Annotated in this window: 13 protein-coding genes and 1 other RNA gene; 4 read left to right on the plus strand and 10 right to left on the minus strand. The window is 72.3% G+C overall.

The window, feature by feature from the left end:
* Positions 1–2: 2 nt before the first annotated feature.
* From EIY87_RS07855 to EIY87_RS07900, 10 genes are all read right to left on the minus strand, one after another.
* Positions 3–602 carry a hypothetical protein gene (locus tag EIY87_RS07855; RefSeq protein WP_125306999.1) on the minus strand — a complete coding sequence of 200 codons (600 nt, stop codon included), beginning with the start codon at positions 600–602 and terminating at the stop codon, positions 3–5.
* Between the two features lie 3 nt (positions 603–605).
* Positions 606–2,690 (minus strand): magnesium transporter, encoded by a 2,085-nt coding sequence (locus EIY87_RS07860; RefSeq protein ID WP_125307000.1) that lies wholly within the window; start codon positions 2,688–2,690, stop codon positions 606–608.
* The gene (locus EIY87_RS07865; RefSeq protein WP_125307001.1) at positions 2,687–5,644 is read right to left on the minus strand and encodes an ATP-binding protein; all 2,958 of its coding nucleotides are present in this window, start codon (positions 5,642–5,644) and stop codon (positions 2,687–2,689) included. Before EIY87_RS07865 ends, EIY87_RS07860 begins: the two co-directional genes overlap by 4 nt.
* 3 nt (positions 5,645–5,647) lie before the next feature.
* Entirely contained in the window at positions 5,648–6,175 is a 528-nt protein-coding gene (locus tag EIY87_RS07870; protein WP_125307002.1) for a hypothetical protein, read from the minus strand.
* A gap of 12 nt (positions 6,176–6,187) precedes the next feature.
* The gene (locus EIY87_RS07875) at positions 6,188–6,454 is read right to left on the minus strand and encodes a hypothetical protein (RefSeq protein WP_125307003.1); all 267 of its coding nucleotides are present in this window, start codon (positions 6,452–6,454) and stop codon (positions 6,188–6,190) included.
* Between the two features lie 453 nt (positions 6,455–6,907).
* Complete coding sequence (locus EIY87_RS07880; RefSeq protein WP_125307004.1) at positions 6,908–7,762, minus strand: SCO6745 family protein; 855 nt, start codon at positions 7,760–7,762, stop codon at positions 6,908–6,910.
* A 66-nt stretch (positions 7,763–7,828) separates the two neighbouring features.
* Positions 7,829–8,224, minus strand: an RNA gene (gene rnpB, locus EIY87_RS07885) — RNase P RNA component class A.
* A 20-nt stretch (positions 8,225–8,244) separates the two neighbouring features.
* A complete protein-coding gene (locus tag EIY87_RS07890; protein WP_125307005.1) occupies positions 8,245–9,456 on the minus strand; it encodes an NAD(P)/FAD-dependent oxidoreductase in 1,212 nt (403 codons plus the stop codon).
* Complete coding sequence (locus tag EIY87_RS07895) at positions 9,453–10,253, minus strand: ferredoxin (RefSeq protein WP_125307006.1); 801 nt, start codon at positions 10,251–10,253, stop codon at positions 9,453–9,455. Before EIY87_RS07895 ends, EIY87_RS07890 begins: the two co-directional genes overlap by 4 nt.
* Positions 10,254–10,260: 7 nt before the next feature.
* Positions 10,261–10,929 carry a DUF4142 domain-containing protein gene (locus EIY87_RS07900; RefSeq protein ID WP_125307007.1) on the minus strand — a complete coding sequence of 223 codons (669 nt, stop codon included), beginning with the start codon at positions 10,927–10,929 and terminating at the stop codon, positions 10,261–10,263.
* Between the two features lie 216 nt (positions 10,930–11,145).
* Between EIY87_RS07900 and EIY87_RS07905 the strand changes: the two genes are divergently transcribed.
* The 4 genes from EIY87_RS07905 to sfnG are packed head-to-tail and all read left to right on the plus strand — an operon-like array spanning position 11,146 to position 16,000.
* Positions 11,146–11,712 carry a sigma-70 family RNA polymerase sigma factor gene (locus tag EIY87_RS07905; RefSeq protein ID WP_125307008.1) on the plus strand — a complete coding sequence of 189 codons (567 nt, stop codon included), beginning with the start codon at positions 11,146–11,148 and terminating at the stop codon, positions 11,710–11,712.
* Positions 11,709–12,038 (plus strand): hypothetical protein, encoded by a 330-nt coding sequence (locus EIY87_RS07910; protein ID WP_125307009.1) that lies wholly within the window; start codon positions 11,709–11,711, stop codon positions 12,036–12,038. Before EIY87_RS07905 ends, EIY87_RS07910 begins: the two co-directional genes overlap by 4 nt.
* A 31-nt stretch (positions 12,039–12,069) precedes the next feature.
* Positions 12,070–14,856, plus strand: coding sequence for an AAA family ATPase (locus EIY87_RS07915; protein ID WP_125307010.1), 2,787 nt, complete (start codon positions 12,070–12,072; stop codon positions 14,854–14,856).
* Between the two features lie 31 nt (positions 14,857–14,887).
* Positions 14,888–16,000, plus strand: a complete 1,113-nt coding sequence (gene sfnG, locus EIY87_RS07920; protein WP_125307011.1) for a dimethylsulfone monooxygenase SfnG — start codon at positions 14,888–14,890, stop codon at positions 15,998–16,000.
* Positions 16,001–16,059 lie beyond the last annotated feature (59 nt).

A 16,059-nucleotide genomic window follows, 5' to 3' on the forward strand; every position in this document is an offset into this window, starting at 1 on the left:
GCTCAGCTCGCCTGGTCGTAGTCGGCGACGCGCCAGCCGGCGTTGGTGCTGACGACCGTGATCGCGAGCTTGGGCCCGTCGGTCGGGATGGTGAGCTGCACCGAGTTCGGGTAGGACGTGCCGACGACCGGCTCACCGGTCACCTTCGTCGCCGGGATGTTCGCCGGGTCGACCGTGCCCATCACCGGCAGGTACTCCTCGGTGGTGAACGGCTTCAGCTGCGCGAGCCACTGGTCGGACGTGATGCCCGCCGGGTGGTTCACCCAGGCCGCGGCCCACTCCTTCGCGACGCGGATGGCGTCGGCGTTCGGCGGGGCCGGGGTCGGCGTGGCCAGCGGCGTGGACAGCCGCGTCGGCAGGTTCGACGTCGGCACCGGCGCGGCGACGCCCGGCGGGGTCGTGGTCACCGACGTCGTGGTCCCGGTGGTGGGCGACGCCTTCGCCTGCGGCTTGCCGACGACCTTGGGCAGCACGATGCCGAGCGCGGTGATGAGGATCGCGAGGAACACGAGCGCGCCGATGAGGTGCCGCGGCGAGCGCAGCGGCCAGCCCCACAGGCGCCGGTAGACCGCGGCGCGGCCGCGGTTGGTGCGGATCGGCATCCGTCACCGCCCCATGACTTGGTCGGTGTCCCGCGGTTCCTCGCGAACCTCGATGCCCCGCGAAGGCCGGTACAGCACGAACACCGGCTTGCCGGCGACGACTTCCGGATCGACGCGCCGCGGCTGGGCCCGCACCCCCGGCGTCCGGGGCGCGTCCTGCGCCGGGTAGTCGCTGAACCCGGATTCGGGCGCGCGCAGGTCGGACGGCACGACGACGGGCTCGGGCTCGTCGTTCCACCGCCGGTCGGCCACCGGCGAGGTGTCGACGCGCCGGCTTTCTTCCCGGGTGGTCGGCCGCCCGTTGGCCCCGACGACGACGTAGTCGCCCGGGTCGCCGTTGGCGGGGTTGTACTGGCCGAACACCGGCGAGCCGGCGCGGCCGCCCGCGGGCAGCGCGCCCGCGGCACCACCGCCTCCTACGGCGCCCGGCCAAGCACCGGACCAGGCCGCGGCCGGGCGGGCGGCGCCCGAAGCGTTGTCGAGCCGCTGGGCGTTGGCGAAGATCGTGGCCTCCGGCCGGAACCGCCCACCCCCGGCAGTCGCCCCGAGCGGCCCGCGCTGCTCCCCGTCGACGACGTCGTCGGTGTCCCGCACGTTCTGCCAGAACTCGTCCTGCGGCGTCGGCCCGTTCTTGTTGCGCTTGAAGCGGGAGAAGATCCCGCCCCCGGGTGATGGCACGGCGGCGCCGACCATGCTGACCGACATCTCGACCATCTGCCACAGGCGGCGGACGGGGCGTCCGACCATGAACAGCAGCACGGTGATCAGCCCGGCGAGCACCATCTGCGTGAGCATGTTGAGCGAGTTGCCGGCGTCGAAGATGGCTTGCAGCAGAAGGGCGTGCACACCGGCGAGCACGGAGAGCACGACCAGGTTGAACGCGACCCCGCCGGCGACCTTGAGCACGCGGCGCAGGATCTCCGGGTGCAGCAGGGCGATGAGCCCGATCAGCGGCGCGGTGAGCGCGAAGAGGCGGATCAGGACCTGGGCGAGGAGGACACTTGCCTTGGCGAGGAGCTGGAAGAGGGAGTAGACGAGGGCCTGGCCGAGGGAGAGGAAGCCCGCGCCGGTGCGGCCGCCGGCCTCGCCGGTGAAGTATCCGGTGGCGGGGCCGAGCTTGGTGGAGATGTCCTTGTAGGCGTTCTTCTTGCCGTCGATGACGGCCTGGTTGCCGTCGTCGCCGTTGCGCAGCTGCGCCCAGGTGAAGGCCTGCGCGTCCAGCAGCGGTCGGCCGAACTGCTCGGCCTGCGGCGCGGTCGGCGAACCGAACTCCCCGCGCACCCAGTTCTTGTAGACGATCTCGTTGTGCAGGTTCGTCGGCAGCACGTGCCGGATGACCCGGTTGTCGGAGTCGTCGACGAACCCGGCTTGGATGTTCGTCGTGGTCTGGACGATCGCTTTGTCGATCGGGTCGAAGTACCGCAGCATCGCCAGCGACGACGCGGCGAGCCAGACGCCCGCCAGTGCGTACAGCGCCCGTTTGCTGACGGCGGCGAGGTCACCGCGCCAGATGTTGCGGAACAGCATGATCGACATGACCAGCGCGACCAGCCCGAACAGCTGGGCGTAGATGTTGTTGTAGACCTTCTCCGCGCCCGACTTCACCGCGCTGTAGATCGGGTTGAGCAGGCCGCCCTCGAGCACGGTGTAGTGCAGCGAGTTCGTCGCGCCGACGATGTTCTTGCCCAGGTTGAACAGCTGGTTGCCACCCCAGGTGTCGAGCGTCGAGCCCGGCGGCGTCAGGTTCAGCCCGGAGCAGTTCGTCTCGAAGGTGTTCCAGACGAAGCCGGCGTAGCTGTAGTCGACGTACGCGCTGCCCGCCTCACCGTGGCCTTCGGCGGGGTCGATCGCCCCGACCATGCCCGCGCCCGGGCGTTCCGGGTTGGGGGCTTCCCCGCAGGCCGCCGCGCTTGCCGCCGGTGCCGTCGCGATTGCCTGGAGGCCCAGCACGAGCATGACGGCGAACATCGTCGCCTTGCGTCCGGGCACGCGACGGCCCGGCCGCGGGCCTTCCTTGATGCGCCGCTTGAGCGAGTGCCATCCCGCGGCCACCGTCAGCAGGACCGCGAGCGTCAGCACGGTGTTCATGCGGCGTCCCGGCCGGTGCCGCCCTTTCCACCCGTGCGGGCGTGTTGCTGCTGCCCGTTGGACGGCTGCACCCCGCCCTCCACTTCCCCGGTCTCGGACGCCAGCGGGTCCGGCGCGCCCAGGAGGCTCTCGTCGGCGAGGCCGACCTCCAGTTCCGCCGCCAGCTCGAAGTCCTGCTCCAGCTCGATGTCGTCCTCCGGCGGGACCGCTACGTACGGCTTCTTCTCCTCCGCGGGCAGCGCCAGCTCGTTGCCCGGGCGCCGCGACGGCGAGGCCGCGTCCTTGGAACCCGGGGTCGTGTCCATGACCGCGCGCAGGTGGTCCAGGTGCGGGCCGGAGAAGTCGACGCGGATGCGCTCCACACCACCGGCACCGTCGCCGAAGATGAACTGGCGGGGCTCCACGTCCCGCTGAAGATCCCGCTGGGCGCCCGGACGACGGCCCAGAGCAGCGACGACCTGCTCGTAACCGACGCCGACCGGGACCTTCAGCAGGCGCAGGGCGTCGGCCTGGGCGTCGTCGTCGTCGAGACGGCCGACGAACACCGAGTCCAGCAGGGCCACGAAACCCTGGATCTTCAGGAAGTCCGCCGGGATCTGCGAGGACAGCAGGACCCTGACGTTCCACTTCCGCGAGTCACGCGCGAAGCGGTTCATCAGCACGCGCCCGGTCGGGACCTCGGAGAGGAAGAACGCCTCGTCGATCCAGACGCCCTTGCGCATCTCCTTCGGCTTCTCGTACACCGACCGCTGGGTCAGCCACGCCGCCAGGTTCAGCATCTCGACACCGAGGGACTCCGCGTCCGTCCAGTACTCGCGCGGGACGCCGTCCTTCGGCAGGGTCAGCCCGGCCATCGTCAGGACCGTCAGGCGGTCGTCGCGCGTCTCCGAGTACGGGTCCGCGTCGGACTCCGGGATCAGCAGCGCCATCCGCTCGCGCATCTCGTCGAGGAAGTCCGCGACGACGCCCGCGTGCTCGTGGTGCTCCGACGAATCCCGCCGCAGCGCGTCGATCACCTGCCCGGGGTCCGCGTCGAAGCGGCCACCCACGGCTCGCACCGCGCGCAGCAGCACGATCCGGGTCTGGGCCATCCGCGAGACCTCGTACGGCAGGACACCGGTCAGCACGTCCAGCACCAGACGCCGCCGCGTCGCGCCCGCGAGGGCCTTCTCGCGGCGCCAGGAACGCTCGGGGTCGTCCTCGTCCATGAAGTGCTCGATCAGCGGCTCGGCGACCACCCGGTACGGGTTGAGGATCCCCGGCTGGGCGTTGAGCAGGTTGATCGGCCGCGCGTACGGGCGCAGCTCCGGCAGGTCGCACAACCGCGACAGCGGGCCGGACGGGTCGAGGATCGTCCAGTTCGCCCCCGCGCGCAGCGTCTTGTAGACGATGCCGCCGCCGAGGAACGACTTGCCACCACCCAGGCCGGCGACCATCGCCGTCAGGCCCGAGCCGTCGCGGATCTCCTGGGCCATCCACGGGTCCCAGGCCACCGGGCGGCGCGTGGCCGTGCACGTCTCGCCGAGCAGGATGCCGCGGCGGTCGCCGACCTCCGCGGTCGCCGTCGGGACCGCCGAAGCGCTCCAGACCACCGAGCCGCGGCGCATGTACGCCGCCGAGGCCAGCGGCTCGCCCGGGATGAACTCCCTGGCCAGCGCGTACTGGGCTTCGGGGTGCTCGATGGCGATCTTCGGCTTGTACAGGTCGAGCAGCTGCTGGGCCAGGCGCAGCGCATCGCGCTCAGTCGGGCCGGACACCGCCAGCCGCCACCAGGAGCGCACGCGGGTGGCGAGCGCGGTGAAGCCCGACGTCATCTCGTCGTCGATCTCCAGCACGCGCCCGGCCTGCCGGGACAGCGACTGCGGCGGCTCCAGCTCGTGCTCGTCGGTGTAGTGCTTGACCTGCGAGCGGACCTTGTTCATCTGCCGCTGCAGCTCGCCGGCGACCTCTTCGGGTCGCCGGACGTAGATGCGCGCGGACACTTCGACCGCGGCCGGCAGGCGGTCGGCGTGCTGGATCCACGGGTCGTCGACCTCGGGGATCTGCAGGCCGTGCATCTGCCCGACGGTCAGCACCGCCAGGTGCCGCGAGACGCCGGCGTTGGAGCCGGTGCGGCCGCGGACGGTCACCGTCGGCGCGTACGGCTCGGCGTAGAAGTCGGCCGCGTCGGTGAAGCTGGCCAGGTCCTCCGGCTCCCAGGCGGCACCCGGCACGGCGGGCATGTTCCGCGGCGCGGGCAGGCCGAGCGAGCACGAGCGGTGCATCAGCCAGGACATCTCCTCGGCGTGCACCGGACGGCCTTCCAGCCCGGCGCTGCCGATGACCTGGTCGAGGTGCTCGACCTCGGAGTCCAGCGCGGTCAGCTCGGCGTCGACGGCCTCGGGCAGGATCTTGCGCAGCACCGGCGCGGCGCGCTCGACCGCGCGGTCGACCATCCGCCGGGTCTGCACCTGGACCCCGAGGTAGACCTCTTTTTCGGCCATCGAGCGGCCCATGAGCTGCTGCTGCTCGCCGATCAGGTAGTCGTCGAACGACATCGCGCCCGGCACGTCCTGGGGGCGGTTGTGGGCGTTGTAGACGTGCGCCTCGGCCCACATCCGGATCGGGTACGGCCGGTTCGTCACGCGCAGGTGCAGCCAGCGGCCCTGCAGCTCGGCGTACTGGCCGGCGATGGCCGCGATCAGGTCGCGCCGCTGCGAGTCCGAGCGGAACGACCAGCGCTGCGGCGCGAGCCGGTACCAGGCGTAGACCTCGAACCCGGTGCGGACCAGGTGCCCGTCGATGCTTCGCACCGCGATCGACGGGGTATACGCGGGAATCGCCTGCTCCCCGGTCAGGCGCCGGCCCTTGCCGCCCGAACCGTTCCGCGGCGCGCGGACCTGCTCGGGCGGTTGCCACGCGCCCGAGTGTGCGTCCCGACCCCGTTTTCCTCGGCTATCGCCGCGACCGAACAACGACTACCTCCCGGCCCGGGCCGCGTTGCCGCGGCCCCGGCGCGCTCGTGGTGCTCCCTGGTGAACCGGCGCGGTGGCGCGGCGCGCCCCCGACGAGGGTGGCAGCGGCGGAGCCGCACCCGGCTGGCCGCCGTGGTGCTGGTACTGCCGCCTCCGGCGGTGCTTCGGCAACGGGCGCTCGGCCCGCACCCGGACCCGGCTGGCGCTCACCGCGCCGCCCGTGCCCGTGGTCCGTTCTCTCGGGGTGTTGAGCTCGCGCCCCGCCATCGCGACCACGGCGCCGAGCGGGCGCTCGTGGCTGATCTTGGCGGTCAGCAGCCGGGTGATGACGATGGTGGCGACGAACGCCCACGCCGTCGAAAAGAACCCGAAGCTCCACCCCGCCCAGCGCTCGACGCCGAGCACGACGAAGAACGTCGGGATGCCGATGAGCCAGGCGACGTACCGGGCTCTCCAGGGAAAAGTCGCTTTCGGCGGGCCGAGCCACACGGCGTCGACCCGGTAGACCTCGTCATCCGTCCTGATGCGCACGCGGGCCCCGCCTCAGCCGGTGAACAGGCCGGCGATCCACTGGCCCACGTTGACGCCGGCGCCACTGACCGCGAGTCCGATGATGGCGAGCGCGATGACCACGCCGGCGAGCCGCCGCATGACACCGGCGTTGTCGCCCTTGCCGCCGCCGAGCCAGAGCAGGAGGAGCGCTACGGCCAGCAGCACCAGCGGAATGATGTTGTCGATCAGCCAGGTGCGCACGTTTCCCGTGCCCAGCTCGCCGGCGGCCAGCGTGTCGAGGGTGGTCAAGGTCGTCATCGCGATACTCCCGGTGCGCGGTGGGGGCCGCGCGGTTCTGGCTCAGGCGGTGCTTCGAACAACATCATGGGGGCTACGAGGGGTAGTGGTCAAAGCGCGCTGCGTGAATGCCGGCTGCCTCTTCAACCGGTGTGGTGCGCGTGGCACACGAAAACTCCACGCCCACCATCATCGCGGCAAGGGCCCTCGGGTTGAACCCCGGCCACCCATACTTCTCAGTGTGCTGACGAACTCACCCCAATGCCCGGGATTTGCTCACTGTGGGTACTGGCACCGTGGCCGTTGTGCGGCCTGGAACAGTGTGACATGACCCGAACGGCCGTGTCGCGCGAGTCCGTTCTGTGACGAGCGCTCCGCCGGTCGGCGGCCATGTCGATCTTGAACCCGCCCGCCGTCCGTCACAGGGCGCTCCGGACTTAACAGGTTTTTCACTACATAGCGTGATCTTGAGCGCTAGGGGCGACGCTGGGCGAAAACGCCCTCCGGGAAGGCGCCGGCCTCGACGACGCGGCGGCTGAGCCCGCGGCCCAGTTCTTCGAGCCGGGCGGTCCGCTCGGGCCCGAGGCGCTCCCACGGCCCCCGCGCGGCGGCCTCGGTGGCTACCTCGACGCGGTCGCGGAGGGCGTTGCCCGCTTCGGTCAGCAGGCTCTCGGCGTCGAGCAGCCCGCGTTCGCGCAGCCGCGCCTCGGCGGCGGCCCACTGCTCGTCGCTCCAGCCGCGGGTCAGCTTGGCGGTGGCGGTGAGGAACCCGCGGCCGGTGGCCACGTGGGTGACGAGGGCTTCGAGGCCGCTCAGCCCGTTGAGGACCAGCGCGGCGATGTGGCCGTCCCCGCGGTACTCGCGGATCAGGGTGACGGCGTGCCAGAGCACGAGGTGCGGCTCCCCCGGCCAGCCGAGCCCGGCGTGCGCGGCGTAGAGCGGCCGGCCTTCGGCGGTGCACCCGGCGGCGGCTTCGCGCGCGAGCTCCGCGGCTTCGGCGACCTCGTCGCTCTTCACGTGGTCGCCGAGCAGCCGGGTCAGCGCCTTGTCGACGCCGTCGACGCGGGCTTCGAGGACCTGTTCGGGTGACGCCAGGGTCCAGGCGCGCGGGATCACGCGGGCGACGACGTCGGGGTTGAAGTTGTAGAAGGTGGCCGCGACGACCTCGGGCCCGACGACACCCATGGCCGCGGACCGCCCGGCGAAGTACGGCATCCGCCCGGGCCGGAGGCCGATCCCGGTGAGCGCTTCGTCCACCTCGGGAGCGAAGTACGCCAGGGCGTGCAAGGAATCGAACGCCGACTTGAACCGCTTCTCGTCACCCGCCATAGCGGCACCCTACTACCGGGTAACCCAGGCGCGGTACCGCTCTGCGCGCGCAGCGGGACCAAGAGGCGGACGAGCTGGCATGTAAGCCGGATCCTGTTCCCCGGTCGCCTCGCGGCTGCCGGGGCGGCGGTCATCCATCTCGGCCTGCCGTCGCCGGCAGGCTCCAGCGGCCTACCCGCAGGCTCGGACGGGCCGTCCTCGAACGCCTGCGCAGGAGCTCGTGAGCTCCCTCTTGGCCTTGCTCCGGGTGGGGTTTACCTAGCCGTCCCGGTCACCCGGGACGCTGGTGGTCTCTTACACCACCGTTTCACCCTTACCCCCGCCCGGAAGCGGGGGCGGTCTGTTTTCTGTGGCACTTTCCCGCGGGTCGCCCCGGGTTGCCGTTAGCAACCACCCTGCCCTGTGGAGTCCGGACTTTCCTCGGGCCGGGTCGCCCCGGCCCGCGACCGCCCTGCCAGCTCGTCCGCAGGCTGGATGGTAGCTCAGTAGCCGGCCGCCGCCTCGGTGTGGTGGCGGGCCGGTGCCGGGTGCTGGCGGGCCAGTTCGGCCGTCCAGTGCAGGACGGCGGCGGGGCTGTCGAGGCCGATGAGCCCGATCAGCTTGCCGTGGCGGACGAAGCCGGTGATCGGGCGGGTGCCGGGGACCGGGCTCTCCAGCAGGACCGTGTCGGTGCCGAGCGCGGGGCGGCCGGCGACCTGGATGCGGACGCCGTGCTGCTCGGACCAGTAGCGCGGCACCGGCGTGTACGGCCGGGCGTCCCGCGGGCCGGTGAGGAGGTTCTCCGCGGCCGCGCGGCTCATCTCCACGGCGTTGAGCCAGTGTTCGTCGCGCCGCGGCGCCGGGTCGTAGCGGAGGTTGGGCCAGCGGGCGACGTCGCCGGCCGCGACGATCGTGGACGAGCCGACGACGTGGCAGGTGGGTTCGCAGACGACGCCGTCGTCGAGGGGCAGCTTGGCGCCGCGCAGCCACGACACCGCCGGCACGCTGCCGACCGCGACGACGACGCACGCGACGTCGAGCGCGCGGCCGTCGGCGAACTCGAGCCCGACCGACCGCGGGCCCGGCCGCCAGCGGCGGATCGTCGTGCCGGGTTCGAACTGGACGCCGCGGGCGGTGTGCAGCGCGGTGAGCCAGTCGCCGATGTCCGGGCCGAGGACGTCGGCCAGCAGTGGGCGCGACCGTCCGAAGAGGACGACCCCGCGGCCGGTCTCGCGGAGGCTCGAAGCGACTTCGCAGCCGATGAAGCCGTCGCCGATCACCGCGACCGGGCCGGGGTTGCCCGCCAGGGCGCGCTGGAGGGCGACGGTGTCGGCGAGGGTGCGGACGACGACCACGCGCGGGTGGCCGTGCGGCGCGCCCGGCATGCGGCGGGGTTCGACGCCGGTGGCGATGATCAAGCCGTCGTAGCGGAGTTCCTCGTCGCGGAGGTGGACGACCTGCCGGTGCGGGGACAGCGCCGTGACCGGGGTGTCGAACCGCCATTCGGCGTCGACTTCGAGGGGGTCGGCGAGGAGGGTGTCGGCGCGGCTGACCGCGCCGGTGAGCAGCTGCTTGGACAGCGCCGGGCGGTGGTAGGCGATGCCGGGTTCGGCGCCGAGCACGACGACTTCGCCGTCGAACCCGAGTTCGCGCAGCCGTTCGGCGGCGCGCAGGCCGGCCAGCCCGGCTCCGGCGATGACGATGCGTTCGGTCATCTGGTCGCTCCCAGCAGGTGGATGGCGCGCATGGGACAGGCGCGCGCGGCGGCGCGGACGTTCGGGACCTCCCCCGCCTCCGGGCGTTCCTCGTACTCGAGCCGGCCGTCCTGACCGAGCTGGAACACCTGCGGGGCCTCGCTTTGGCAGACGCCGTAGGCGTGGCAGCGGTGGCTGTCGACGTCCACGCGCAGGGCCGACGGCTCCGCCTCGGGCGGGGTGACCAGCCCGGCGCGGGCGAGCACCGCGGCGGGCAGCACCCGCAGCACCGACAGCAGCACCGGCGGGACGAGCAGGGTGATCCCGGCGAGCCAGACGACGGCGAGGTGCCCGCTCGAGACGGCGCCGAGCCAGGCGTGCACGGCGAGCAGGCCGACGGCGAGGTAGCCGGCCTGGTGGAAGCGCAGCCAGCGGGCTTCGCGCGCGCCGCGGCGCAGCCCCGCCGTCACGGACACGGCGAGCACCAGCTCGAGGCCGGCGATGCCGATGGCGTGCCGCGGGACGCCGTCGTAGAACGGGAGCAGCAGGTCCGCGACGCCGAACGGGTCGTCCTCGAGGAAGAGGAACGTCAGCCCGTGCACGGTGCCGGTGGCGAGGGTGAACGCGGCGAGCAGCACGTGCCCGGTGCGCAGCGCGTCCTGGCCGCTGAAGCGGCGGACCCACCCGGTGGCGGCGAGCACGCCCCAGCACAGGGTGAGGCACATGCAGAGGTAGGTGAGCCGGCCGGACAGCGCGGCCGCCTCGGCGATCCCGGTGTCGTGCGGCGACACCGGGACCAGCGCGGCTGAGGGGGACATGGGCGGCTTACCTCCGGGGGCGCGGCGGGGTCCTGCCGGGAGTTCCGAGCAGGCGGAGCAGGCCGAACGTGGCCGCGGCGGCGAGGGCCACGAGAACGGCGCCGGCGGTGAAGTCGCCGGCGCCGAGGGTGTCGGCTTCGGTGGCGGAAACGAGCAGGGACGTGGTCTCGGCGAGCCCGGTGCTCTCCAGGAGCGTCAGGTGCCCGAGCGCGGTGTCCACGGCGGTCTGGGCGAACGCGCGGACGTCGTCGTCGCGGGTGCCGGCGCGGACGTCGGAGGCGAGCGCGAAGAGGCTGCCGTACTCGGCGCGCAGCCGGTTGACGTAGGCGCGGTCGAACGCGTCGCCGGAGTCCGCGCCGATTTCGTCGGCCCAGGCGCGTTCCTGGCCGGTCGGCTCCCCCGGCAGGGTGATCGCGAGCCGGTCGGCGACCGCGCGCAGGGCGACGTCGAGGCGAGCCTGGTCGTCGGCGATGCGGACGGCGACGGCGCGGACCCGGCGGTTGGTGGCCCGCTCGGCGGCGAGCCTGCTCGACGGCCCGGCCCACAGCGTGTGCTGCTTCAGCCGGGTCAGCAGCGCGCGGTCGGTCTGCTGCAGTTCGCCGGCGGACGCCGGGAGCGCGCAGCCGAGCGCGAATGCGGCCGCGGCGGCCAGCAGCGCCACGAATCGGAGCGGCATCCCCGTTGTCCCTTCGCGATGGAGTCCTCACCGGGAGCTACGGGAGAAAGGTGCCTTCCGGTTCTCGCCGTCACCTTTTAGTGACCTGTGACGTGCATCACAAGACACATTCTGAACCAATAGGGCACGCAAACTAATGCATATGGCCCATTAAGTGCTTTTGCGCTACGCTCCGATGGCCCCACGGTCCGCCAGTCAGGTGAGGTTGCGAGCTTTATGGAAGCACTGGGCAGAGAAAGTCGCGGCCCCGTCCGCTACGCCTCGTCCGCCGTCGCGCCCAGCCCGGCGGACGATCTCGTCCCGTTGCTCTACAAGGACTTCCGCGCCACGCTGTTTTCGCAGGTACTGGCCCTGACCAACCACGACCGGCAGTGGACCGAAGACGTGGTGCAGGAGACCATGATCCGCGCGTGGCAGCACTCGGACACCCTCGAACGCGAGCCCGGAATGCTGCGCGGCTGGCTGCTCACGGTGGCCCGCCGGATCGTCATCGACGGCTGGAGAAATCGCCGCGTCCGCCCGCAGGAGGTCGCTCTGGAGATCCCGGAAAACGCCGAGTCCGCCGATCGCGCGGACAGTTCGTTAGCCGCACTAACGATTACTCGGGCATTGGGAGAACTGGACGCGAAATACCAGTCGGTCATCCACGAGACGTACCTCGCCGGAAACACCGTCCGGCGCGCGGCGGAAATTCTGGGAATTCCGGAGGGAACCGTGAAATCGCGGTTGTACACGGCGATGCGGCAATTGCGGAAGGCGCTCGGGGAAGTGGCGGCGCGATGAGGGGGAAGCACCGGGACGCCGCGGCGCACGCGCTCGGCGTCCTGGACGACCCGGCGGAGTTCGCAGCGCATTTGCGGGACTGCGCCCGCTGCCGGGTCGCGGTCGCCGGGTTCCGCTCGGTGGGCGACGCGCTGGCGGAGGCGGACCGGCTCGGGTACCTGCCTCGCGGCGGCTCGGCCGGTCCCGGCTACCCGCTGCCCGTCGGGGGGCCGGCGGGCGGGGCGGACCGGTTCGCATCGGCTGCGTCCATCGTCTCCCCCGCTCGTGTCGTGGCCGGTTCCGGCCGCGCTCCGCGGGATCTCCCCTGGTCGGCCGGATTCCAGTAGTCTGCCCCAACCCAACATGAAAGTCCTTACGGTGGATACCGAAGTAAATCCCGAGCACCCCGTCAGCGGGGCTTCGGTACCGAAGCGCCCCGCCCCGCGGCTCCCCGGCCGCGAGCCCGAGCTCAGCCGTCTGACCAGCCTCTTCCCGGCCGCGCTCGGCGGCCGGGCGGCCAGCGCGGTGCTGGTCGGCGAGTTCGGCATGGGCAAGAGCGCCACCCTGCACACCGCCGCGGCCCTGGCCGCGGACGCGGGCTTCACCGTCGCGATCGCCACCGGGTCGCGGCTGGAGAGCCACCTGGCGGGCGGGCTCGCGCGCCAGCTCGCGGACGCGCTGAGCGACCCCGCCACGCCCCGCCCGCGCGCGGCGGACCTGTGCGGGCCCGCCGGGGAGAGCGAAGCGCTCGAGCTCTTCTTCGGGATCGTCCGCGAGGCGGCCGGCCGGGGGCCGCTGTTCCTCGGCATCGACAACGTGCACCTCGCCGACGCCTGGTCCATGCGGTGCCTCGCCTACATCCGCAACCGCGTGGCCGGCCTGCCGGTGCTGATCATCCTGACCACGCTGACCGGGCACCCGCCACACCACGAGGTCGCGCTGCTGGAGATGGCGGGCTGCACGCCGGCGTCGATCACCCTGAACGGCCTCGGCGACGCGGCCGCCGCCGAGATCCTCGGCCTCGCGCCCGGCGAGCTCGCCACCGCGTGCCGGGAAGCGACCGGCGGCAACCCGTACCTGCTGCAGGCCCTGCGGCCGCGGCTGCTGCCCGGCGCGGACCCGCACGAGCTCGGCTCGTCGCTGATCGGCCAGGTGCTCCACACGCGGATGCAGGAGTTCCCGCACGCACCGGAAATCCTGCACGCGGCCGCGATCCTCGGCGAGGACGCCGCGTTCGACCTGCTGGCCCAGCTCGCCGGCGTCGACGAGCTCGACGCGTTGCAGGCGATCGACACGATGGTCCGGCTGCACGTGCTCACCAACAGCAACCGGCCGGCGCTGACCTACTCGTTCGTGCGCAACTCCCTGCTCAAGGACATGCCGCAGACCACCCGCGCGGTCAACCACGGGCGCGCGGCGAAGCTGCTGTCGGAGACCGGCGCGCCGGTCGAGCGCGTCGCCGCGCACCTGCTGGAGGCGACGTCGATCCGGATCCCGTGGGGCGTGGACGTGCTGCGGCTGAGCGCGCGCGACGCCGTGTTCTCCGGACGGCCCGAGCTGGCCGCCCGGCACCTGCGGCGGGCGCTGGCGGAACGGCTGTCGTCCGGGCGCCGGGTCGCGGTGCTGCTGCAGCTGGCGCACGCGGAGTTCCAGACCGACCCACCGGCCGCGGCCAAGCGCGTGCGGGAAGCGGTCGACACGATCAGCAACCGCGAGACGGCCGCGTTCATCGCCAGCGCGATGCTGCTGTCCCTCTGCGGCGGGCAGGACGCCCGGCTGGGGATCAGCGCGGCGGGCCAGATCGCGGCGCGGCTCGACGCCGGCGGGCCGGACGCCGTCTGGCCGCTGCTGTGCATGACCTACCTCGCCGAGGCGGGCAGCAGGCTCGGCCCGCCCCCGGAGTTCCGCGACTTCGAGGAGCAGTGGGCGCCGCTGACCGACCCGGCGGCGCAGCGCAGCCGTTCGGCGCTGCTGGCGCTCGACGCCGTCCGCAGCGGCGAGTCGGCGCAGGACGCACTCGGGCACTTCGCGGACGTGATGGCGGGCGACGACGGCGAGCTGTTCGAGCAGCACTACTTCTTCACCCTCGCCACCGCGGTGCTCGCGGACGAACCCGCCCACGTCGACCGGCTGTGCCGCGTCCTCGACGTCGAGCGCGAGCCGTGGGACGTGCACGTGCCGCACGGCGCGCTGCCCACCCTGGCCCGCGGGATCGCGCTGCAGGCCAGCGGCGACCTGCAGCGCGCGAGCGTCCACTTCGAATCGCTGCTGCGCCGCTTCGACGAGCGCGGCGGCACGACGACGTGCCCGGTCGGGGTGCTGTGCGCGGCGAGGCTCGTCGAGTGCTGGGTGGACCTGGGCCGGTTCGAGGCGGCGACGTCGCTGCTGGACCGGATGGACTTCGTGGCCAGCCAGGGCCTGTTCACGCACACGTACCTGCTGTACGCGCGGGGCCGCCTGCGCGTCGCCACCGGGTACACCCGCTTCGGGTTCGAGGACCTGCTCAGCTGCGGGCGGCGGCTGGCCCACCACGGCATGCGGTTCCCGGGGTTCGTGCCGTGGCGCGCGCACGCCGCGCGGGCCGCGCTCGCACTCGGCCAGGCCGACGACGCGGCGCGGCTGGCGGAGGAGGACAGCACCGCGGCGGCTCGCTGGGGCGCGGCGCGGCCGCTGGGCACGGCGTTGACGACGCTGGGTCTCGTGCGCGAGGACGACGAAGCCGAGCGCGCGCTGACCAAGGCGATCACGACGCTGCGGACGTCCCCGGCGCGGCTGCAGCTGGCGACGGCGCTGACCGAGCTGGGCAGCCTGCAGGCGCGGCACGGCCAGTCCGAAAAGGCCATCGAAACGCTGCGGCAGGCGGTGGAGCTGAGCGAGCACTGCGGCGCCCGGCCGCTCGCCCGCCGCGCGGCGGAGGAGCTGCGCTCGGCCCGGCGCGCGCTGACCCCGGCCAAGGACAACGAACACGGCTTGACGCGGCAGGAAAACCGCATCGCGGTGATGGCCGCGCAGGGCCTGACCAACCGCGAAATCGCGACGGCGCTGCACCTGACCCGGCGCACGGTGGAGCTGCACCTGTCGGGCGCGTACCGGAAGCTCGGCATTCCCGGCCGCGCGGAACTCGGTGGCGCGCTGGCCAAGTCCCACCGTGCGGACGCGCGTTGACCCGATTCCGGGTCGTTGCTCTACTCGGGCCATGTCGTTCGAAGAACCGTTGAAATTCGCCTACTGGGTCCCGAACGTGAGTGGTGGCCTCGTCACGTCCGACATCGAGCAGCGGACGGACTGGGGCTACGAGTACAACCGGCAGCTGGCCGTGCTGGCCGAGAACAGCGGGTTCGAGTACGCGCTTTCCCAGGTCCGCTACACCGCGAGCTACGGCGCGGCCTACCAGCACGAGTCGACCGGGTTCAGCCTGGCGCTCTTGCTTGCCACGCAACGCTTGAAGGTGATCGCGGCCGTCCACCCCGGACTGTGGCACCCCGGCGTGCTGGCGAAGTTCATCGCGAGCGCCGACGTCATTTCCGGCGGCCGCGCGGCGGTGAACGTGGTCAGCGGCTGGTTCAAGGGCGAATTCACCGGCCTCGGCGAACCGTGGCTGGAGCACGACGAGCGCTACCGCCGGTCGGAGGAGTTCATCCGCGTCCTGCGCGAACTCTGGACCAGTGACCACGCGGAGTTCCGCGGCGACTTCTACCGCATCCACGACTTCGACATCAAGCCGAAACCGGTCGCGGCCCCGCACCCGGAGATCTTCCAGGGCGGCAATTCGACGGCGGCGCGGAAGCTGGCCGGGAGCGTCTCGGACTGGTACTTCAGCAACGGCAAGGACTTCGACGGGTTCAGCGAGCAGGTTTCGGAAGTTCGCGGCTACGCGTCGGAGAATTCGCGGACCGTCCGATTCGGACTGAACGGGTTCGTGATCGCGCGTTCGTCCGAGAGCGAGGCTCGCGCGGTGCTGAAGGAGATCGTCGAGAAGGCCAACGTCGAGGCGGTCGAGGGTTTCCGGTCGGCGGTGGCACAGGCTGGCAAGTCCACTTCGGACGCGAAGGGGATGTGGGCGGACTCGGAGTTCGAGGACCTGGTGCAGTACAACGACGGCTTCCGGACGAAGCTGATCGGCACCCCGGAGCAGATCGCCGACCGCGCGATCGAGTACAAGAAGCGCGGGGCGAACCTGCTGCTGCTCGGGTTCCTGCACTACCTGAAGGACGTGGAGCACTTCGGCAAGGAGGTGCTGCCGGTGATCCGGGCGAAGGAACAGGACCTGGCCCGAGGTGCGGCGACACCGGAGCCGCTGGGAGTCTGAGGCCGCGGCCCGGCCGCCGCGGCCGTGGTCACCGGGCTGCCTGGCGTGGCCGTCGATTA

The sequence above is a fragment of the Amycolatopsis eburnea genome (assembly GCF_003937945.1).
Classification (GTDB): domain Bacteria; phylum Actinomycetota; class Actinomycetes; order Mycobacteriales; family Pseudonocardiaceae; genus Amycolatopsis; species Amycolatopsis eburnea.